Origin of the sequence: Pseudomonas sp. MG-9, assembly GCF_018729515.1 — a bacterium.
Classification (GTDB): Bacteria; Pseudomonadota; Gammaproteobacteria; order Pseudomonadales; family Pseudomonadaceae; genus Aquipseudomonas; species Aquipseudomonas serboccidentalis.
The window spans coordinates 62,555-84,027 of the sequence record NZ_JAHHZH010000010.1; the positions used below are offsets into that span (position 1 = coordinate 62,555).

General features: G+C 58.5%; 18 protein-coding genes. 13 read left to right on the plus strand and 5 right to left on the minus strand.

Going from position 1 to position 21,473, the window contains the following annotated elements; genetic code table 11:
- Nucleotides 1–16: 16 nt before the first annotated feature.
- The 7 genes from KKQ10_RS23870 to KKQ10_RS23900 all read left to right on the plus strand — a co-directional run bounded on the left by KKQ10_RS23870 (nt 17) and on the right by KKQ10_RS23900 (nt 9,232).
- Complete coding sequence (locus KKQ10_RS23870) at nt 17–2,245, plus strand: polysaccharide biosynthesis tyrosine autokinase (protein WP_215502436.1); 2,229 nt, start codon at nt 17–19, stop codon at nt 2,243–2,245.
- Nucleotides 2,246–2,286: 41 nt separating this feature from the next.
- Entirely contained in the window at nt 2,287–3,369 is a 1,083-nt protein-coding gene (locus tag KKQ10_RS23875) for a glycosyltransferase (RefSeq protein WP_127650296.1), read from the plus strand.
- A gap of 14 nt (nt 3,370–3,383) precedes the next feature.
- Complete coding sequence (locus KKQ10_RS23880; protein WP_215502437.1) at nt 3,384–4,496, plus strand: polysaccharide pyruvyl transferase family protein; 1,113 nt, start codon at nt 3,384–3,386, stop codon at nt 4,494–4,496.
- Nucleotides 4,493–5,722 carry an MATE family efflux transporter gene (locus KKQ10_RS23885; RefSeq protein ID WP_215502438.1) on the plus strand — a complete coding sequence of 410 codons (1,230 nt, stop codon included), beginning with the start codon at nt 4,493–4,495 and terminating at the stop codon, nt 5,720–5,722. The genes KKQ10_RS23880 and KKQ10_RS23885 overlap by 4 nt, the downstream gene beginning before the upstream one ends.
- Nucleotides 5,713–6,816, plus strand: a complete 1,104-nt coding sequence (locus tag KKQ10_RS23890) for a hypothetical protein (RefSeq protein ID WP_127650302.1) — start codon at nt 5,713–5,715, stop codon at nt 6,814–6,816. Before KKQ10_RS23885 ends, KKQ10_RS23890 begins: the two co-directional genes overlap by 10 nt.
- Nucleotides 6,817–6,828: 12 nt before the next feature.
- Nucleotides 6,829–7,869 (plus strand): acyltransferase family protein, encoded by a 1,041-nt coding sequence (locus KKQ10_RS23895; protein ID WP_215502439.1) that lies wholly within the window; start codon nt 6,829–6,831, stop codon nt 7,867–7,869.
- Between the two features lie 223 nt (nt 7,870–8,092).
- Entirely contained in the window at nt 8,093–9,232 is a 1,140-nt protein-coding gene (locus KKQ10_RS23900) for an SGNH/GDSL hydrolase family protein (RefSeq protein ID WP_215502440.1), read from the plus strand.
- A 90-nt stretch (nt 9,233–9,322) separates the two neighbouring features.
- Here KKQ10_RS23900 and KKQ10_RS23905 read toward each other — a convergent pair whose 3' ends face one another.
- Both KKQ10_RS23905 and galU read right to left on the minus strand, forming a co-directional pair.
- Nucleotides 9,323–9,727, minus strand: coding sequence for a phosphohexomutase domain-containing protein (locus KKQ10_RS23905; RefSeq protein WP_215502441.1), 405 nt, complete (start codon nt 9,725–9,727; stop codon nt 9,323–9,325).
- A 38-nt stretch (nt 9,728–9,765) separates the two neighbouring features.
- Complete coding sequence (gene galU / locus KKQ10_RS23910) at nt 9,766–10,599, minus strand: UTP--glucose-1-phosphate uridylyltransferase GalU (RefSeq protein WP_127650310.1); 834 nt, start codon at nt 10,597–10,599, stop codon at nt 9,766–9,768.
- A gap of 390 nt (nt 10,600–10,989) precedes the next feature.
- On the opposite strand from galU, the gene galE reads away from it, so the two are divergent.
- The 6 genes from galE (at nt 10,990) to KKQ10_RS23940 (ending at nt 17,186) form a co-directional block, all read left to right on the plus strand.
- On the plus strand, nt 10,990–12,006 hold the full coding sequence (galE, locus tag KKQ10_RS23915; protein WP_215502442.1) for a UDP-glucose 4-epimerase GalE: 1,017 nt from the start codon (nt 10,990–10,992) through the stop codon (nt 12,004–12,006).
- A gap of 231 nt (nt 12,007–12,237) precedes the next feature.
- On the plus strand, nt 12,238–12,474 hold the full coding sequence (locus tag KKQ10_RS23920; RefSeq protein ID WP_003226528.1) for a hypothetical protein: 237 nt from the start codon (nt 12,238–12,240) through the stop codon (nt 12,472–12,474).
- A gap of 89 nt (nt 12,475–12,563) precedes the next feature.
- Nucleotides 12,564–13,679: a polysaccharide biosynthesis/export family protein gene (locus KKQ10_RS23925; RefSeq protein WP_174823790.1), complete on the plus strand. Its 1,116-nt coding sequence runs from the start codon at nt 12,564–12,566 to the stop codon at nt 13,677–13,679.
- An 8-nt stretch (nt 13,680–13,687) separates the two neighbouring features.
- Nucleotides 13,688–14,353 (plus strand): YjbF family lipoprotein, encoded by a 666-nt coding sequence (locus KKQ10_RS23930; RefSeq protein WP_215502443.1) that lies wholly within the window; start codon nt 13,688–13,690, stop codon nt 14,351–14,353.
- On the plus strand, nt 14,350–15,111 hold the full coding sequence (locus tag KKQ10_RS23935; RefSeq protein WP_502941660.1) for a capsule biosynthesis GfcC family protein: 762 nt from the start codon (nt 14,350–14,352) through the stop codon (nt 15,109–15,111). The genes KKQ10_RS23930 and KKQ10_RS23935 overlap by 4 nt, the downstream gene beginning before the upstream one ends.
- The gene (locus KKQ10_RS23940; protein WP_215502444.1) at nt 15,108–17,186 is read left to right on the plus strand and encodes a YjbH domain-containing protein; all 2,079 of its coding nucleotides are present in this window, start codon (nt 15,108–15,110) and stop codon (nt 17,184–17,186) included. Before KKQ10_RS23935 ends, KKQ10_RS23940 begins: the two co-directional genes overlap by 4 nt.
- Nucleotides 17,187–17,599: 413 nt before the next feature.
- On the opposite strand, the gene KKQ10_RS23945 is transcribed toward KKQ10_RS23940, so the two are convergent.
- The 3 genes from KKQ10_RS23945 to KKQ10_RS23955 all read right to left on the minus strand — a co-directional run bounded on the left by KKQ10_RS23945 (nt 17,600) and on the right by KKQ10_RS23955 (nt 21,064).
- Nucleotides 17,600–18,994, minus strand: coding sequence for an undecaprenyl-phosphate glucose phosphotransferase (locus KKQ10_RS23945; RefSeq protein ID WP_215502445.1), 1,395 nt, complete (start codon nt 18,992–18,994; stop codon nt 17,600–17,602).
- A 390-nt stretch (nt 18,995–19,384) separates the two neighbouring features.
- On the minus strand, nt 19,385–20,044 hold the full coding sequence (locus tag KKQ10_RS23950; protein ID WP_215502446.1) for a winged helix-turn-helix domain-containing protein: 660 nt from the start codon (nt 20,042–20,044) through the stop codon (nt 19,385–19,387).
- Nucleotides 20,045–20,323: 279 nt separating this feature from the next.
- On the minus strand, nt 20,324–21,064 hold the full coding sequence (locus KKQ10_RS23955) for a winged helix-turn-helix domain-containing protein (RefSeq protein WP_127650324.1): 741 nt from the start codon (nt 21,062–21,064) through the stop codon (nt 20,324–20,326).
- Between the last annotated feature and the right edge of the window lie 409 nt (nt 21,065–21,473).

Below are 21,473 nucleotides of genomic sequence, written 5' to 3' on the forward strand. Positions count from 1 at the left end.
TGGTAAGAACAGACTTATGCAGTTACCGTCAGTAATCGCCAGCCGTGATAACGATCAAGACACTATTGATCTTCTCGGCATATTTGGCAGTTTGATCGACCAGAAATGGCTGATCGGTGCCTTCACCGGTGCCTTCATGGCCGCCGGCGTAGCCTATGCGGTATTGGCGACGCCGGTGTACCTGGCGAACGCGCTGGTTCAGGTCGAACCGAAAAAGAATGACATGCTCGGGTTTTCCGACCTCAGCAGCATGCTCGGCGGGCAATCGCCGTCGGTGACCGAAATCGGCATCATCAAGTCCCGCGCGGTGATCGGCAAAACCGTCGACGACCTGCGTCTGGACATCGACGTCACCCCCAACACCTTCCCGGTCATCGGCGGTTTTCTCGCCCGGCGTTATCGCGGCGAAACCGAGTTCAGCGTGGCGCCGCCGCGTTTCGGTTTTAACAGCTACGCCTGGGGCGGTCAGCGTCTGGAGTTCACCCGGCTCAATCTGCCCAAAGAGCTGATGGGCAAGAAGCTCACGCTGGTGGCGGGCGACCAACAGCACTTTCAGTTGTTCGATGACAACGACAACCTGTTGGCCGAGGGCGTCGCGGGCGAAGCCTTCGCGCAGGACGGGGTAGAGGGGCAGATCGCTCAGCTGTCGGCCAACCCGGGCACCCGATTTGAAGTGGTGCGCAATCCACGGATTGTGACCATTCAGGGTTACCAGGATGCGCTGGATATTTCCGAGCAGGGCAAGGAATCGGGGATTATCCGTCTGGCGCTGGCCAGTGCCGACGCCGCCGAGGCGGTGAAGATCCTCGACAAGATCGCGGCGCTGTACGTGGACCAAAACGTGCGCCGTACTTCGGCGGAAGCGGCGCAGAGCCTGGCGTTTCTGCAAAGCCAGTTGCCGCAGGTCAAACGTGATCTGGCCAAGGCCAGCGATGCGCTCAACGCCTACCAGACCCACGGCAAGACCGTGAATATTTCCCTGGAAACCCAGTCGGTGCTCGGTCAGTCCGTCGCGCTCGAAACGCGGATTTCCGAGTTGAAAATGCAGCAGGCGGAACTCGATCGCAAATTCACCAAGCAGCATCCGGCGTATCGCGCCCTGATGTCGCAGATCGGTGAATTGACCCAGCAGCAGAAGGCGCTGGAAGGCAAAGTCGGCGATCTGCCGGCCACGCAGCAGGAGCTGCTTAACCTGACCCGCGATGTGGAAGTGGCTTCGCAGATCTACACGCAGTTGCTGAACAAATCCCAGGAGCTGGACATCGTCCGCGCCGGTGCGGTGGGCAACGTGCGTTTGGTCGATCCGGCGGATGTCGACCTGACCAGCCCGGTCAAACCGAAAAAAGCCCTGATTGTGTTGATCGCAACCTTCCTCGGTGCTTTTGTCGGTGTGGCCCTGGTGCTGCTGCGCAAATCCCTGAGCAAAGGCCTGGAAGGGCCGGAAGCCATCGAGCAGCTCGGGTTGCCGGTGTACGCCTCGATTCCCTACAGCGTCTTGCAGCGCGAAGAGGACAGTAAGAAAGTGCGGGTCAAAAGCACGGCGCAGACGCCGGCCTCTCTGCTGGCTCTGCGCAATCCGACCGACCTGTCCATCGAGTCGATCCGCAGCCTGCGCACCAGTCTGCATTTCGCTGCACTGGATTCGACCAACAACCGCATCATGATCTCCGGCCCCAGCCCGCAGGTCGGCAAGACGTTCGTCTCGTCCAACCTCGCGGCCGTCATGGCGCAAAGCGGTCAGCGCGTCTTGCTGATCGACGCCGACATGCGCAAGGGCCATCTGCACAAGACGCTCAATGTGCCGATCGACAATGGCCTGTCGGACCTGCTGGCCAAGCGTTGCAGCATCGAGCAGGCCGTCAATACGGTGGAAATCGACAACCTGCACTTCATCAGCCGTGGGCAGGTTCCGCCCAATCCTTCCGAGCTGTTGATGCACGTCAACTTCCGCGACCTGCTGGCCGAACTGAGTGAGCGCTACGACGTGGTGATCATCGACACGCCGCCGCTGCTGGCGGTGACCGACGCCGCGATTGTCGGGCGCGAAGCCGGCATCAGCCTGATCGTCACCCGGTTTGCGGTGAACCCGGCCAAAGAGATTGAAATAACCATTCGCCGCTTCGCCCAGAACGGCATCGAGCTCAAGGGCGCGGTGTTCAACGGCGTCGAGAAGCGCACAGCCAGCTCCTACGGCAACGGTAGCTACGGTTATTACAACTACGAATACGCGTCCGACAAATCCTGAGTGTCAGCGATTGTCCTTACAGGCAAGGAAGTGGGTGGGTTGTGAAAAAAATACTGCACGTGGCTGAAACGATAAAAGGTGGGGTCGCCACCGTTATCCGCACCATCTCGGCTTCCCCCGAAGGTCAGGATTCGAATTACGAGCTGGTCTATCTGGTGCCGCTCGATCAGCAAAAAGAGCTGCACGGCATCGATGAACGACAGATTCGCACGTTCGAACGCAGCGGCCGCGATGTGCGCTCACTGCTGCGTTTCGCCTGGCAACTGACCCGGGTGATGCTCAAGGAAAAACCCGATGTGGTGCATTTGCACAGCACCTTTTCCGGGGTGATCGGCCGTTGCGTGTGCGTGCTGCTCAAACCATGGCGTCGACCAAAAATCGTCTACTGCCCGCACGCGTTTTCGTTCCTGATGGAAAGCTCGCCGATCAAGCAGAAGCTCTACGCGTGGATCGAACGGGTCCTGCAGCGGGTCACTGACGTGATCATCTGCGTCAGCCGTTACGAGATGGACAAGGCGGCGCGCTTCGGCATTCAGCGCAAGCGCATGAAGCTGATCTACAACGGCATCCATCAGCGTGACGAAGCGCCGAAGGTTGATAGTCCCGAGCCGATTCATTTGCTGTTCGTCGGTCGCCTCGACTACCAGAAAGGCTTCGACGTGCTGCTCAAGGCCTTCGCCAAGGTGCAGCGCAGCGATCTGAAACTGACGGTGGTCGGCAGTGCGGTCAACGAGGACACGGTTGAATGCCCGGAGATGGACGCGGTCGAGTACCTGCCGTGGGTCACGCCTGCCGAAGTGCACGCGCTGTATCAACGGGCCGACGCGCTGATCGTCCCGAGTCGCTGGGAAGGTTTCGCCATGGTGCCGCTGGAAGGCATGGCCATGGGGTTGCCGGTGATCGCCAGCAATTGCACGTCGCTGCCCGAACTGGTCACCCATGAAGTGTCCGGCTATGTCTTCCCCACCGGTGACCACCAGGCGCTGGCCGATGTGCTGGCGCGAATCCAGAAGCCGCGGTTGCTCGACCTCGGCAGCGAAGGCCGGAACATCGTGCGCGAACGTTTCAGCGCTGCACTGATGATTCGCCAGACCTATGACGTGTATTGCGCTCCCACTTATTAAGTAGAACTCAGCTTATGAACGTAACGATTTTGCATGGCTACAGTGCGTCCAACTCCGGTGACGGCCTGCTCGTCGATCTGGCCATCGCGCTGGTGCAGCGCAACTTTGGCGAGGACACTTCGATCAACGTCGTGGCGTCCGACCCGCAATCTTTCGCCTACTTGCCGCACCCGCGTTTCGACGCGCCAGTGATGGCGGCCAAGGGCCTGGGTCGGGTCAAGCAGGCGGTGTTCCTCAACCAGTCGTATGCCGGCCTGGCGGATCTGTTGCAGAAGACTGATCTGATCGTCGGTGTGGGTGGCGGCTACATGCGCTCCAAAAGTGCCTTCGAACACATCAAGCTGAAGCTCGGCCACGCCAAGCAACTGGAAACGGCGATTCTCAGCAAGGTGCCGTCGGTGTACCTGCCGCAAAGTATCGGCCCGTTCCATGGTGAGAGCCGCAAGATCGTCGAGCACTACGCCAGCGCCGACGCGGTGTTCGTGCGCGATAACCGCTCCTCGGCGATGTTCGATGCCTGCGAAAACGTCTACCGCGCGCCGGATCTGGCGGTGCAGTCGTTGGCCGGCAAGATCCTCCAGCAACCCAAGTTCACCCGCTGCGCCGCGTCGCCGGCCACCGTGTGCGTGGTGCTGCGCAAGCCGCCGGAGTGGAGCAAGGACAAGAAGGTCGCCTACGTCGCCAACCTGAAGTTGCTGCTGCAGCGCCTGAAGAACAAAAGCAAAGTGGTGTGCGCCGTGCAGAGCGCCGTTCGCGGCAACGATGACGGTGCGTTCTATCGCGAACTGGGCATTACTGAAGACTTGCTGTCGTTGAAAGCCACGATTGCCAAATATCAGCCGGACCTGGTGATCTCGGTGCGCCTGCACGGCGCCATCGAATCGCTGCTGTCCGGGGTCCCGGCGTACCACATCAGCTATGAGCGCAAGGGCTTCGGCGCTTATCAGGACATGGGCGTGGAAGACTGGGTGATCAATGGCGGCGACATCAATGTCGACACCATCATCAACACCGTTTACGCGCCGAACGCGCTGTCGAATTTCGGCAAACGCCTGACCGACACCTGCCGCGAGATCGAGGCAAAAACCGTGGCCATGGACGAGATCATCAAAGGGATCGTTCGATGATATTTCGCCTGCTGCTGCGCGGCGGAGCTTTAGGTGCGAAGTTTCTGCTGGTGCTCGCCATCACCCATTACCTGGGCTACGAAGCGTTGGGGTTTTACGGGGTGGTGGTCGCGGCTTCGCTGATCGCCTCGAAGTTCTACAGCGTCGGTTTCAGTTCCGAGATCAATCGGCTGATCAGTGTCGGCGGCAGCTCGCGGCGAGTGGTCGACAAAGTCCTGCTGCTGTACCTGGCGGTCGGGCTGGTTTTGTCGTTGGTCACGGTGGGGATTTATTCACTGTTCCAGCAGGTCGAGGCGACCACCGCGCTGATCCTTTGCGTGACGCTGGTGCTGCTGACCGAACACCTGTCGTTCGAAATCAACTCGTTCGTGTTTTCCGCGCAGAAAGCCACGGCGGGCGCGCTGCTGTTTTTCATCAAGACCGGGCTGTGGGCGTTGCTGGCGGTGGGCGGGATGATGCTCGACCGGGTGTCCGGCATCGCCAGTGTGCTGTGGCTGTGGGTCGCGGCCAACGTCTTGGTGATCGTCGCCGGTTACCTGATCGTGGTGAGCGTGCACAAGGGCCGCGTCAGCGAGACGCTGGCGACAGCGACCGTATGGAAAGCCGGGCTGCCGTTCTATTTCGGCACGGGTCTGATCGCGTTGAGTCAGTACGCCGAACGCTTTCTGATCGCCGATCTCGAACCCTACGCCAGCCTCGGTAAATACGTGTATGCGTGGTCGGCGGCGAACACCCTGCAGGCGTTGTCCTATGCCGTGGTGGCGGTGGTCGGCATTCCGGTACTCGCCAAGCGCTTTCAGGCTGATCAACAGGCGTTCACGGTTCGGCAGTTGTTCGTCAACCAATGGGTGATGCGCTCGCTGGTGGTATCGGCGGCGGTGGCCGTGCTGATTTATCTGTTCTTCAACGTGGTGCTCGATTACGTCGCCACCAGCGTGCCGCGTCCGGATAACGCGGTCCTCGGCGTGCTGATCTTTTCCTTTGCCCTGCGGGCCATCGGCGACATCGTCTGGGGCGGTTTGATCGCCTCGAAAAACAGTCGAGTGTCATTCGCCAGCGCGGCGATCTGTCTGCTGGTGTCGGTGCCGGTCAGCTACCTGCTGATCAAGCACTATTCGATTTATGGCGCGGCGTGGGGCAATGTCTTCGCGATCATCGTGCAGCTTGGCGTGATTGCTCTGTTGACCCGGGCGACCCGTGCAAAAGGGGCGCTGGCATGGGGTTGAAGTTGCCATGCATCGAGTTTCGCGGGCGCAAACTCGATTCCTCGCTGTCGTTCCTGATTCTGTTCACCGGGCTGTTTCTGTCGGTGGCGATGCCGCTGCTGATTCCGCGTGATCCGGGGCCGGATGCGATGACGTTGTGGTCGTCGTACGCCCGGGCGGACAACTGCAATTTCTGGAACCCGTTCTCGCCGGACCGCTCCTCCTACGAGTGTTCGGCGTTCCTGCTGCGGCCCACCGGGATCAACCTGACCAACGCCTGGGCCTACGGGATGTTCTGCAATTTCTTCCTCACGGCGATTCCGGTGGTGGTGTTCCGGCGCATGCCGCTGGCGATCTTCGGCACCCTGTGTCTGTGGGGTGTGGTGCGTTCGTTTTTTCTGGAAAACCTGACCAAGGAAATCATCGTGTCGGTGGCGGTGCTGAGCATTTTGTTCAGCGCGCTGACGCGCAAATACCGTGGCGGTTTTTTCCTCTCGGCAGTGATCTACGGCGTGCTGATCCGGCCTTACTGGATTCTGTTTTCGCTGTCCTGGGTCGGCGTCTGCGTGATGAAAAAGTACGTGTCGCGCTTCACCTTCTTCCTGATGCTGTTCCTGTTTTACCTGGCGGTGGCCACGGCGATTCAGCTGGCGCTGGGGTTTCCGGTGTCGTCGATCCGCGCGAGCAACAACGAGTTGCGCACGGCGGGCGAGGAGGGCTCGAAATCGCTGATCGTGTCGTGGCTCAGTGGCAGTGATTTCGTCTCGCAGGCGCTGGACTCGATGATCATCTTCTTCCGGCTGTCGTTCCCGGTGGAGCTGATTCTGTTGTCGGGGCCGGGGCAGGTGATCTTCGTCGCGCTGATGATCATGACCGCGCTGCTGCTGTTCAAAGTCATCACCTCCACGGATTACAAAGGCGCGCCGATCGAGACCAAACCCAAGGAACTGATCGCGATTCCGCTGGCGTTTTTGCTGGTTCAAGGGTTGTTCGAACCGGACTTCGGCTCCTTCGCCCGGCACTTTTCCATGGTGGTGCCGGTGCTGTTTGTCGGCCTGGGTCTGATGTTGCGCGCGAACAAACCGGTGCGGGTTGAATCAAGAGTTCTGAATTGAGGCGGGTGCTGTATGTCGAGCAAGAAAAAGTCCCTGGAGATCGAAACCCTGCGCGGCCTGGCGTGCCTGCTGCTGGTGCTCTATCACGTCATCGGCCCGTTGGGCGGGGGGCTGAAAATCGATATCGGCTCGCCGTTCCGGGTGATCGCCGACTCCATGGTGTACGTGCGCATGCCGCTGTTCACCTTTATTTCCGGCTACATCTATTCCATCTACAAAATTCGCGGCAATGACTTTTCCGCGTTCTTCAGCGGCAAGGTGCGGCGGCTGATCGTGCCGCTGTTTTGCGTCGGCGTGCCGTTCTCGGTGTTGCAGGCGGTGGGGCCGGGGGTGAACAAGGACGTCGGGGTGATCGATGCGTTGTTGTCGTTCTGGGTGCCGATCAACCACTTCTGGTTCTTACAGGCGGTGTTCATCATTTTCATGTTCGTCGGCCTGCTGGAATGGCGCGGGATGTTGCGTTCGATGACGCGCTTGTATTGGCTGTTCGCGTTCGCCGCCGGGGTGTTTCTGCTGCCGCCGTTCAAGTTCGATGCGTTCGGCATCAATGGCGCGATTTATCTGCTGCCGTTTTTCGTGGCGGGGATGATCGGGCAGGAAAATGTCGAGGCGTTGAAGCAGCGGTTCAAGGTGATCGGGCCGCTGGTGTTTGTGTTGATTTCACTGACGCTGCTGTACGTGGCAGCGATTGATCGTGAGTTGATTGTCGATCGTCGCAGCCTGATCGGGCTGACCGTGGGGTGTGTGTCCTGCATCGCCTTGCTGTCGAGTGACATGCGTTCGAAGTGGCTGACCTGGCTGGGTGGCTACTCTTACGCGATCTTTTTGTTTCATGTGCTGTTCGCGGCGACTTCGCGGTTTGTCCTGGGGCGTCTCGGGGTGAAGGACGAGAGCCTGCTGGTGCTGGGGGGCTTGACCTTTGGCTTGCTGGGGCCGGTGGTGCTGTCGATGATTTTCAGTCGCTTCAATGTCACTTCGGTGCTGTTTCTGGGCGAGCGTGCGGCGAAGAAGAAATCGGCGGCGAGCATTGCTCCGGTGCCAGCCAATAGTTGAAAAGCTTCGCGAGCAGGCGCGCTCCCACAGGGTTCAGTGGTGGACACCAATCACCTGTAGGCGCTGCGGCACGCTGCGATCTTTTGATTTTGATGTTAAAGATCAAAAGATCGCAGCCTCGTTTCACTCGACAGCTCCTACAGGAGATTGGTGTACGGCACCGATCCAGTGTGGGAGCGGGCTTGCTCGCGAAGGGGCCATTCCAGACTGAAGGAAATAAAGCATGTTGGCAGTGAATGACGCTCAACCCGTTGCGGCGTCGGTGGTTGAGGTGGGCGATGCCCGCGAGCGTTTTGCGCAGTGGCGCGAAGGCAAGGCCGGCAAGGTGTTGTCGGTCTCGGTGATCGGTGACAGCTACAGCGCCGGGCAGGATTTCTACCTGAACAAACTGGTGCAGCGCGTGGCCGGGGAGGTCGGTTTTGCCGGCCCAGGTTATGTCGGCTTCAACCATGGTGCCGCGCTGGGCGGCACGCATTTCAAATACACCCGCAGCAGCAAAAAGTATTTCGCTGGCGACTGGCAGGTCTCCGGCCTTGGTCAGGCCAGCCCCGACAGCCGCACGGTGACCGGCAAGCCCGGCGCCTGGCTGCAGATCGACGCCAATCCGACACCGGCCATCGACACCGCCGTCACCCAGGCGAAATTGCTCTATCTGGGCAACGGCGAGTCCGCAGAGATTCGCTATCGCTGGACACCCGCGCAAGACTGGAAACCGTTGACGCTCAAGGGGGAAGGCGTTCAGGAAGTGCCGCTTGCAGGTCTCTCTACAGCGGCAGACTGGTCATTCAAACTGGAAGTCGTGAAGGGCGCGCCGACGTTGTTTGGCCTGTGGATGAGCAACGATCAAAACGGCGTGCGGGTATCGAAACTGGCGGCATCGGGCGCGGCATCTGCAGACTTCTATCACCAGGATCCGCAATGGCAGGTGCAGTGGAAAGCCGCCGTGTCGAAGATTCCCGCCGACATTTACCTGATCATGCTCGGCGGCAACGATCAGGGCTTCGGCGTCAAACCCGAACAGTATCTGCACAATGTTCAGGGCCTGGTGGCGATGATCCGCGAGATGCAACCGGCGGCGAGCATCAACCTGATCATGCGCCAGGACACTACACGTTCCAGTGCTTATCCGATGTCGGCGTATGCCCAGGTGCTACAGCCGTGGGCCCAGGCGCAACACCTGGGTTACGCCAACCTGCAATGCGCGTTTGGCCCTGACGTCAAACGTTATGCCGCCGCGATGATCGGCCCGGACAAGATTCATCCAAAGCCGGCCACGGGCGGCAAGGTGATTGCCGATTATTTCTATCGCTGGATCGTCAGTGGCATCAATGCGGACAGTTGCGACACCACAAAACCTCTGTAGGAACTGCGGTACGCTGCGATCTTTTGATTTTGTTTTCAAGATCAAGATCAAAAGATCGCAGCGTACCGCAGCTCCTACAGGTAGCGTGCTTTATTCGAATTGTTCGATCTGGCTCAGCAGCTCCGCGAGCTTCTGCGGCATCAACTGCGTAGCGCAACGAGTCTCCACATTGATGATGATCGCCGGCTCGTTGCAGCACAGACGCACACGGAATCGCCAGTCGCTGAAAATCACTTTCAGGCCGTCATGGTCGTCCATTTCCAGTGCCTGCTCGGCGTAGCGTTGTTTCAGGTGGGCGAGCAGGGGATAGGGATCCGCCAGCGTCCGGCGGATGTCGCCGGACGAGGGAAACATGCCGATGCGTTCCACCAGCAAAATGCTGCCCAGCCACGACTCGTTGGCGCTGGGCAACGGCTGATGGCGTGACAGCCAGCTCACCACCCCGAGGTTGCCCACCTCCCGTTCTATGTCCGCTGAATGTTGTGCCATGTTCATGCTGGTCTCCTGAGTAGAGAAGTGGGCGGGGAACCGTCTCAGCGGCCCTTGAGGTACACGTTGTCGTAGCAGAAATTGGTCGCCTGCAAGTAACCCTCGGCGTCGCCGCAGTCAAAGCGCATGCCCTTGAACTTGTAGGCCAGCACGCAGCCGTTCTGCGCCTGTTTCATCAGCGCATCGGTGATCTGGATTTCGCCGCCCTTGCCCGGTTGGGTGTCGGCGATCAGGTCGAAGATGTCCGGGGTGAGGATGTAGCGGCCGATGATCGCCAGGTTCGACGGAGCGTCCTGCGGCGCCGGTTTTTCCACCATGTGGTTGACCCGGTAGATGCCATCGGAAATCAGCTCGCCGGCGATCACCCCGTACTTGTGAGTCTGGTCGGCCGGGACTTCCTGGATGGCGACGATCGAGCAGCGGAATTTCTTGTACAGCTGGATCATCTGCGTCAGTACGCCGTCACCCTCAAGGTTCAGGCACAGGTCATCGGCCAGCACCACGGCGAAGGGTTCGTCGCCGATCAGCGGACGGCCGCTGAGAATCGCGTGGCCCAGGCCCTTCATTTCCACCTGACGGGTGTAGGAGAAGGTGCAGGTGTCGATCAGTTCGCGGGTACCGGCGAGGAACTTCTCTTTCTCGGTGCCGCGGATCTGGTGTTCGAGTTCGTAGCTGATGTCGAAGTGGTCCTCCAGCGCACGCTTGCCCCGACCGGTGACGATGGCCATGTGTTGCAGGCCGGCGTCCCGTGCTTCCTCGACGGCGTATTCGATCAACGGCTTGTTGACGATCGGCAGCATTTCTTTCGGCATGGCTTTGGTGGCCGGCAAGAAACGCGTGCCGTAACCGGCGGCGGGAAACAAACATTTACGAATCATAAAAGTATCCTGAACAGTCATGGAACACAGGCAACGGGTGCGCGCCCTCATAAAGGACGTGCAAGTTTCAATCATTATTGAACGACTGCTTTAATACCTGACTCAGGCGGTGAGTGGCAATTAGCAGGCGGGGTAAAACATGACAATGTTATGAGATGTCGGTAACAGCGTTATTAGTTATTTTTAGTCGGTATCTGTTGATAGTGATGAGTGTACTTGGAGTGCTAATAAGTACCAGGCAATACAGTTTGACCTGCAAAAATATTTATTGCCAGTGGTTGAACTAATTTTGTTTGAGGCTGTTGTCGCCCTTCTTTGTGTGGTGCGCCACAGAATGAATAAAAGGGGCTTGACACGCTACTTGTCACTTATCCAATGACGGACCGCGCTATGAAGATTCTGGTAACGGGTGGCGCTGGCTATATCGGCTCGCACACCACACTTGCGCTGCTTGAAGCAGGTTATGAAGTTGTTGTACTGGATAATCTTTGCAACAGCAGCGAAGCAGCGTTGCATGCCGTTGAAGGCATCTGTGGCAAGAGTGCCTGGATGATCCGCGGCGATGTCTGTGACCGGGCACTGCTCGACCGGATTTTCCGCGAGCACAACATCGATGCCGTTCTGCATTTTGCCGGGCTCAAGGCCGTTGGCGAGAGCGTGCGCAAGCCGCTCGAATACTACGAGACCAACGTCAGCGGCAGCATTAATCTGTGTCAGGCGATGGCGGCGGCGGGGGTGTTCCGTCTGGTGTTCAGCTCGTCGGCCACGGTCTATGGCGAGCCTGAGCAAATGCCGATTCGCGAGGATTTCCCCACCGGCAATCCGACCAACCCTTACGGCCAGTCCAAGCTGATCGTCGAGAACGTGCTGCGTGACCTGAGTCAGGCCGAGCCGCGCTGGAGCATCGCCTTGCTGCGCTACTTCAACCCGATCGGCGCCCACCACAGCGGGCACATGGGCGAAGACCCCAACGGCATCCCCAATAACCTGGTGCCTTACATCAGTCAGGTGGCGGTCGGCAGCCTGCAAGAGTTGTCGATTTTCGGCAACGATTACCCGACGGTCGATGGCACCGGCGTGCGTGATTACATCCACGTGGTCGATCTGGCGGACGGGCACCTGAAGGCGTTGCAGTCCATCTCGGAGCGCACCGGCATTCATACCTGGAACCTCGGCACCGGCGATGGCTACAGCGTGCTGCAAGTGCTCCACGCCTTCGAGCAGGCCTGTGGACAGCCGGTGCCGTATCGGATGATGCCGCGTCGCAGTGGTGATATTGCCGAGAGCTGGGCCGATGCCTCGAAAGCGGCAAAGGAACTCGGCTGGAAAGCCACGCGCAATTTGCAGGACATGGTCACCGATACCTGGCGCTGGCAATCGAACCATCCGCGCGGTTATCTCGAATGATGTCGTTCTAATACTGAATGTTAGTTTCGGTCAGGTGTTAGATAACGTCGGGAAAATACGCTGGAAATGCCTTTTGCAAGTCCGTAGATATAAACCTGCCGTTCGACTTTTATCAGTTGGGTAAGACTGTGAAAGAACAACGGATCTTGTTCGCACTTTTCGCGGACTTGAACGCTACCACCTCTAACACAGGCCGGTTTTTAACAGGCCGAATGTTAGAAAGGAGTTGATATGAAAAAAGTGATGGCGATTGCCCTGTTGACGATGTTGAGCAACTGGGCGTCCGCCGCTGAAGCGCCGCTTACTGCGGTGACCAATGTATCTGGCAGTGTCGCGGCTTCTACAGCGCCCGCAGCCAGTACGGCAATGGTCGCCAGTGCAGTCGCAGCGTCCAACAGCGGCGGAAGTGCCAACGGCGGTACCACTGGCACCACCGGTACCACCGGCACCACCGGCACGCACAACTAACAGGAACATTTGTTAGTGCTGTACAGGGTCGCCCGACGCAAGTCGGGTGACTTTATTTTTAGATTTGCCTTGAATAGCGTAGTGCCATTATGACTCGTAGTTTTTCTCTTTTGCTGTTGGCAAGTATCGCTTTGCAAGGTTGCATGTTTTCCCCGGGCCAATACCTGAGCACCAGTGACATCACGCGCCAGGGCGCCAGTGAAAGCAGTCGGGTCGAGCTGATCCCGATCACGCCCAAGCTGATCTCGACGACGCGCGCCACGCAAAAGCGTCAGTCGGTGCCGGCGGAACTGTTGGCAACGCCAGCCGAATACCGCATCGGCAGCAACGACGTGCTGTACATCACAGTCTGGGATCACCCGGAGCTGACCGCGCCATCGGGGGCACAACAGCAGATCGACGCCAACGGTCGTCTGGTGCGCTCCGATGGCACGCTGTACTACCCGTTCATCAAGGAAGTGCAGGCCGCCGGCAAAACCATCCAGCAACTGCGGGCGGACATCGAAACGCGTCTGTCGGCGTTCATCGCCGAGCCGCAGGTGGATGTCGCGGTGCTGCGTTTCGCCAGTCAGAAAGTGGTGGTCTCGGGGGCCGTGGCCAAGGCCGGTCCACAGCCGATTTCCACCAACCCGCTGAGCGTGGTCGAAGCCCTCGGATCGGCCGGTATCGACACCAACAATGCCGATTTGTCCGGCCTGCTGCTGACCCGCAATGGCCGGGTGTATCCGCTCAATCTGGATTCGCTCAACCAGCAGGATTCCGAGCTGCAGTATGTCTACCTCAAGGGTGGCGACCAGCTGTACCTGCCGTACAACGACAACAAGCGCATCTACGTCATGGGGGAAGTCAATCAGCCCCGTGCGCTGAGCTTCAAGACCGCGACCATGAACCTGTCCGATGTGCTCGGTTCGGTCGGTGGCCTGAGCCAGACCACCTCCAACGGCAATGCGGTGTACGTCATTCGCGGGGTGGAAAACCTCGATGTCGAGCCAGCGAAGATCTATCAACTGGAAGCCCAGTCGCCGACCGCCATGGCGCTCGCTTCGCATTTCGAGGTACGCCCGCAGGATGTGGTCTATGTCGGCCCGGCCAACGTGACGCGCTGGAACCGCTTCATCAGCCAACTGGTGCCGTCGGCATCGATTGTCGGGACCGGTGCTTCCGCTGCGAAGAACTGGAGCGAATTCAGTAACAACAGCAAATAAGGCCGACTGTGAAAACCTTGAAAGTTGGCGTCTGCCTGATGGCGGCCTTGATGTTGTGTGGCTGTAACCCGCTGATGACCGCCTCGGTGCGCAACCTCAAGTCGGCGGTGCTCGGCCCGGATGAACTGGACGTGAGCGCGGCCCAGGTGGCCGAGGTCAAGTACCCGCAAATCAAACTGACCACGCCGTCCGGCTCCGGGGTGCTGGCGCTGGTGCGCGAGCGTGAAGACCTGCAGTTCTGGGTCGCCTCCGGCAAGCAGGTGTTGCTGCTGCGCGATGGCCTCGCCGTGCGCACGATTGGCCTGGGCGTGGAGGGCGATCTGGACGGCACGCGGCTGTCCGACAACGCGCCGTTCAAACAAGGCCTGCACCGTGTCGCGGATGGTTTCACCAGCCGACGCTGGATCGACCTCTACAAGGGCCAGGAAGTCGGCTTGATCGTCAACAGCCGCTTCGTGCGCCGGTCCACGCAAACCCTGGACATTCTCGACAAGGAATACACCGTGCTGCGTGTCGACGAGCAGATCGACGTCCCGGCCATCGGCCTGCGGGCGACCAACCATTATTGGGTCGACCCGGTGGACGGTTTCATCGTGCAGAGCGAGCAACAACTGACCTCGCAACTGCGCGTGCGCATCGTGCAACTGACCCCTGATCGCAGGTATCTGCCGTGAAGCGCTTGCGGATGTTCTCGGCGTGTCTGCTGTTGATCAGCGGCGTCAGTCAGGCAGCGGTCACCGTCAGCGGCGATGTCGCCAACCCGGGGCCGGTCGAGTTGCCGCCGGGCGGGCGCTTGCTCGATGTGATCAGCGTGGCGCAACCGAATGCCGAAGGTTACTGGCTGGCGGGCGTGTTGCTGCGCCAGTCGTTGCTGGAGGAACAGGCGCGGCTCAAGGCCGGGGTGTTGTTCGATCTGGATGTGCTGCAACGGATGGCTTCGCTGTTCGACCGCCCCGACCGTGCGGCGCTGGCATTGCGTCTGGCCGAGCAGGTGCAGCAGATGCCGGTTACCGGGCGCCAGGTCGCGGATCTGGACCCGGTCGCGGTGGAGGTCGGTTTTGCGCGCAACATTCGTCTCGACGATGGCGATCGCCTGATCTATCCGACGCGGGTCGACGAGGTGCAAGTGCTGGGCGCGGTGGCCAACACCTGCCACGTGCCTTATCAGCCATTGCTGGAGGCGCGCGAGTACCTGGAAATCTGTGCGCCGCTGGACGATGCCGAGGCCGATTACCTGTGGCTGATTCAGCCCAATGGTGCGGTCCGGCGCGTGGGTATTGCGCACTGGAATCGCGAGAGCGGGCACTTTCCCGTGGCCGGCAGCAAGATTCTGGTGCCGGTGAAAAACGATGATCTTGATCCGCCTCTTCCTGAACTGAATCAGCAGTTGGCCGAATTGATTGCCACGCAGCTGGCTGAGGTGGTTCGTTGAAGTTACGTTTTGCAGCTGTGTTGTTATTGCCGTGCGGCCTGGTGCATGCCGAGCCGCGCATTACTCAAAATGATTTCGGTGGCACCGGCCTGTTGCAGACGCCGACGGCGCGCATGGCCCCGGCTGGCGAGCTGAGCGTCAACGCCAACCGCACCGAGCCTTACAGCCGCTACAGCGTGTCGCTGCAGCCGCTGGATTGGCTCGAAGGTTCGTTCCGCTACACCGCCATCACTAACCGGCCTTACGGCTCCGAGGCGCTGAGCGGCAGCCAGAGCTATAAGGACAAGGCGGTCGACGCCAAAGTCCGGCTCTGGCAGGAAAGCCACTGGGCGCCGGAAGTGGCGCTGGGCTTCCGAGACATCGGCGGTACCGGCTTGTTCTCCAGTGAATTTTTTGTCGCCAACAAACGCTACGACAATTTCGATTTCAGCGCTGGCATTGCCTGGGGTTATCTGGGCAATCGCGGCGACATCGACAACCCGTTGGGCTACGTCAGTGATCGCTTTGATACCCGGCCGGCCCTTGAGGGTACCGGTGACGTCAACTCTGGCTCGTACTTTCGCGGCAAGCCGTCGTTCTTCGGTGGCGTGAGCTATCAGACGCCGTGGGATCGGCTCAGCCTGAAACTCGAATACGAAGGCAACGACTACAAGCACGAACCGAAGGACAACGTGATCGAGCAGGACTCGCCGATCAACCTCGGCGCGGTGTTCAAGGTCACCGATTCGGTCGACGTCAGCGCGGCGTGGGAGCGTGGCAACACGGCGATGTTCGGCATCACGTTCCACACCAATTTCGTCAGCCGCAAGGCGCCGGCCAAGACCTACGACCCAACGCCTGAGCCGCTGCCGGCGAAGGCGCCGGGTACGCCGATGGATCAGGTCAACTGGGCCGATGTCTCGCAACGCCTGCAGCAAAATGCCGGGTACAAGGTCGAGCGCATCAGCCAGCGCGATTCTGAACTGATCGTGTACGGCGAGCAGCAGCGTTACTTTCATTCGTCCAAGGCCGTTGGCCGCGCGAGCCGGATTCTCGACAACAGTGTGAACGACGACATCAACTGGTTCACCGTGGTCAACAAGCGTTACGACCTGCCGCTGGAGGAGACCAGCGTGCCACGCCAGACCTTCCGCGAAGTGATCAACAACGAGGAGCCGCTGGAGTCGTTGCACCGCGCCACCGAGATCAATCCGGCGATGCCGCACAACGAGAAAACCCTCTACACCGAAGCGCCGCAGCATTTCAACTATGGCGTCGGCCTGGGCTTCAAGCAAAACGTTGGCGGCCCTGATGGTTTGCTCTATCAGTTCAGTGCCGATGCGGACGCCGAATACCGCTTTAATCGCAACACCTGGTGGAACGGCCTGCTCAGTGCCAACCTGGTGAACAACTTCGACAAGTTCACCTACGATGCGCCGAGCGGCCTGCCACGCGTGCGCACCGATTTGCGTCAGTACCTGACCACCTCGGAAGTGACCATGCCGTTGTTCCAGGTCAGTCACGCCGAGCAGTTGGACAAAGACCTGTATGGCATGGTCTATGGCGGGTATCTGGAGTCGATGTTTGCCGGTGTCGGCGGCGAGGTGCTGTTCCGTCCGACCGGTGAGCGCTGGTCGGTGGGGGCGGATCTGAACTACGTGCGCCAGCGTGAATTCGACCAGGGTTTCGGCCTGCGCGACTACTCGGTCTGGACCGGCCACGTCACCGGTTATACCGACCTGCCGTACGACACGTTGGCCGCGATCAGCGTCGGTCGATACCTGGCAGGCGACTGGGGCGGCACACTCGACATCTCCCGCGAGTTCTTCAACGGCGTGCGCTTCGGCGCCTGGGCGACGATCACTACCGCCGGCAGCGCCGAGTACGGGGAGGGTAGTTTCGACAAGGGTCTCTACCTGTCGATCCCGTTCGACGAAATGATGAGCATGTCGACCATGCGTCGCGCCAACCTCGTCTGGGCCCCACTGACCCGTGACGGCGGCGCAAGGCTCAATCGCAGCTTCCAGCTGCACTCGATGACCGACAGCCGCGAGGGCGACATGTTCTACCGCAACTTCTCGAAGATTACCGAGTAAACCCCTCGGTTCATGCAGGAGAAACCTGCTCGCGAAGGCGTCGGCCCATCCAACATCCATGGCGCCTGACCTACCGCTTTCGCGAGCAGGCTCACTCCTACAATTGGTCCTGCGGCGAACCACCAACCCCAAACCATACCGAAATCCCCTGTAGGAGTGAGCCTGCTCGCGAAGGCGTCGGCCCATCCAACATCCATGGCGCCTGACCCACCGCTTTCGCGAGCAGGCTCACTCCTACAATGGCTCAGCGGCAAACCACCAACCTCGATCCATCCACATATCCCCTGTAGGAGTGAGCCTGCTCGCGATAGCGTCGGCCCATCCAACATCAATCCGCTGGCCTCCCCAAATCCCGCCCACAAAAAAGGGGACTTTCGTCCCCTTGTGGCATAGCCTGATCTACCACTCACCCATCAATAAATATCCTTCGACAACAACGTAAACGGCGTTTTCACCAGGATCTTCAGATCCAGCCACAACGACCAGTTGTTGATGTAATGCAGGTCCATCTCGACGCGACGCTGCATCTTGTCGATGGTGTCGGTCTCGCCACGGCAGCCGCTGATTTGCGCCAGCCCGGTGATGCCCGGTTTGATTCGGTGGCGGGCCATGTAGGCGAGGATTTTCCCCGAGTAGTAGTTGTTGTGCGCCACCGCGTGTGGGCGTGGGCCGACCAGGGCCATTTGCCCCTGCAGCACGTTGAACAACTGCGGCAGTTCGTCCAGCGAGGTGCGGCGGATGAAGCGCCCGACTGCGGTAATGCGCGAGTCATGGCGGCTGGCCTGGATCACTTCGCGGTCATCGTGCACGCGCATCGAGCGGAACTTCCAGACCTGAATCACCTTGCCGTTCCAGCCGTGGCGATCCTGCTTGAAGAACACCGGGCCGGGCGAGTTGATCTTCACCGCCAGCGCAATCAGCAGCAGTAGCGGGCTCAGCAGAATGATCGCCAGCAGTGCCACGCCTTTTTCCACCAGACTTTTGCTCAGCGCAGCGGTAGGGCGGCTGGTCAGCGGGCTTTCGTTGAGGCAGATCGCCGGCAGACCGTCCACCACCTTCACCGAGTGATTGAGCAGGGTCAGACTGTTCAAGTCCGGCACCCACACCACATCAACGTTGGCACCGAGCAAATCGACATACATCGCTTCGATTTTCGCGGCTTCCGCCAGCGGCAGGGTGATGTACAAGCGGCGGATGTCATGGTCTTTGATCAGTTGCAGCAGATCTTCCTGATCGCCGACCACGCGCGGTGCATCCGAATCCAGATCCGCCGTTGTTCCATTGCTGACCAAACCTACCAGCGGCAGGTTTTCCACCTGGCTGATCTTCTTCGCCAGACCCAGTGCCAGCTCACCCGTACCGACGATCAGCGTCTTCTGCGCGCTGGTGCGGGAACGCTGGTAGTACTTGGAAAAGGCATGCAGCGGCGCGTACAGCAACGCCTGACCCAGGAAGCCGTAAACCGCCCAGCTCAGCGTCACTTCACGGGAGAACACCTCGTCGGCCTTGCAGACGAACGCGATGCAGGCCAGCGCGACCATGGTCATGGACCAGCCCATGAACAGACGCCCCAGGCCCGTCAGGTAATTGTCCTGTTTGCGATACACACCGCTGAACGTGTACGCCGGAACCGAGGCCAGCACCGCGAGTGTCGCGCACATGCGGTAATAGAACTCGACGGTTCCGGTATGCCGTTCAGCGAGTATGAACAACAGCGCAACAATGAAACTCTGCGCCAGCGCCCATTGGCCCCAGAAGGTAAGTCCCTTGAGGCCGTTATTTCGATTGATCCGTAGAGAAAGTTCCATGAGATATCCCCAGAAATACGTCCATTCAGGTTTCGACAGTTGAAGTCCGAGTTGCTAAGTAGGCTTGTTGTTGTTATTGGACGAGTGTCCTGAGGTAACAACGTCGATAGGTCGAACTGTCGTCAATCAATAGACTAAGTTATTGCCGGAGAGGGTGTCTGACGAGTTCTAACAAGGTGGCGCAATGCCAACTTTTAAATAATCAAATACAAGGCTGTTAGAAAAGGTCGTGGAGGAGGGGGTGAATAAATGATGTTGTGTTTGTTACTGTAGGAGGGGTGGAGGCAGGGAGTTTTATTTTACCAGGGAGGTGAAGTCAAACAGAGTGCTCTTGTTGTTTTTGTAATCGCACTGTTTTCTGTTTGTTTTGTCCGCAGAGATCGGCGGTATTTACGCAACGATTTCCTGGATGAGGCAATAACCGCGGTTTCTTACGGCGCGAAACAGACGCTCACCATTACTGGCGCTTTTGAACTTGTCCTGCAGGCGACTCAGGCACATCTCAAGGCCACGATACTGCTCCGGCTCGCGGCCGATGCTGAGGATCAGGTCATCTCGACTGACCACGCGTTCTTCGTGATTGAGCATCTTCCTGACCAGCGCGGTTTCAAGCCCGGTAAGACTGATTTCGACGCCTTCCTTGACCAGTGCGCCTTGATCGTTGTCCAGGTGCCAGGTCTCGCTGCAGGTTGCATTGCCTTCATTGGCTGAGGTCTGGTTGCCGGTGTCTGCGTTCATCGTCGGAATTTTGTAAAACGGATATGCCGATTGCGCGGCCAGCCATTCCGATTCGAGGTTGGCCAGTATGCGCTGGGTGTCGTGTTCAATCGTGCGGCCGACGTTTTTCCGGGTGCCGCTTGGGTAAGAGAACTCCATCAGCATGGGGGCGAAAGAGGGTGAAGTAGCACCTTCAATAAACATTTGTGCCTGAGACGTGCCAAACGAATTGAAGCGCTCGCTGGACAGAATGCTCTCAAGTTCACGCTGCGACGTTGTACTGTGAGTCACGACGACAAAATATTTTCTTGGGAGGGTTGTACTCGTTTCCATGTCTCTCTCCTAAAATGTGCACCAAAATGGGCAAAAAGATAAATCGGCAGGCGAGCAATGACTTCCTCGGAAGTAATCGACAGGCAGGGTCTGGGCCCAAAATGGCCCTCGATAAGTTCCACTCGTTCTGCTGCTATGTTGTGATGTTTATTGTTATGGTTTGGTGTGGCCGTGCTCATTCAATTGCTTGATTATAATTAGGTGTGTAATACAACTGGAGCCGTATGGTTGCATAGGACGATCCTTCGTAAGTATGCAAAGAGAATGGCTGCCCGAGACTCAGGCAGTCGATATCAGACCTCGCATCAGGCGATATCCATGACCGCGGATACTCTGAATCGCATTGGTACCATACATGTCCTTGATTTTTCCTCGCAAGCGGCTGATCGATTTTTCCAGCGCTCTCGGGTCGTAGAAATTGGTATTGAGCCCCATGATGCTGGCGATTTCATCATGGCTGAGAATGTGATTGCTGGTCTGCGCAAAGGCTTCCAGGATCTTCATCTCGGCAAACGAGATGTCGAGTTTCTTGCTGGTGCCCAGCAGGCAGATGCGCGTCGGGTCGAGCGTGAGATTGATATCCCGTTGCCATTCTTCGCTGTTGAAGAACTCACCGAGCAACTCCGCGCCCTCGTCGGATAGAGTATTGAGTTTGATACAAAAATCGGCACCGGCCAGAAAGTACTTGATCTTGTTGAAGGCGCCGCGGCCGGTGATGACCGCGCAAATGATCGGCTTCAAGTTGTCGGTGCGCAGGTTCTCGATCAGTGCAAGATTGTCTTCCAAGGCTTGCGGACTGTCGATAACGATGAAGATGGCTCGATATGAGCCAGAAAGTTCATTGTGCTTATATGAACTAGGGTACGAACTGGCCTCAAGTGCCATATCAGTGCGTACGTGCTTTGCGACCAGCGCTCTAAAATGTTCGGCCACGCCACGGGTACGGCCCAGAGTGAGTACACCGGGATCGTCGTTTGTCGGGCGCGGACTTCTAGTCGCCAAGTTCCCTGAGAGCATCATGCATTGACTCGAATTAGGTGCTGACATCGGGATGTTAAAGCACCGGTTCTCATCTGTGACTGACAATTGGTAACATTCACGCGATTTTTAGACGTGGCTCCCGAGTTTTCTAACAATAATTAAGCTTTTCAAGCTTTTAGTTGATTTTCTCGGGGCTGTGAACTAGTCGTTACATGGTGGCAATGTGAAATTGTGCCACTATTTTGAATCTATGGCCACGGCTTTGTTCATGTCTAATTGCCACTGTCTGCTGTGGCAGGAGAGTGTGAGCTCGATCACACTTTATTGCCGGATCGAACTTTTTTCTACTAAATACCTAAATATTTTCCGAGTAGTTCGTACACGGACGTTTATTAACATGGCTTGAGTGTGTCTTTTGATAAGACATATTCTCCGTCGCCTGATCAGG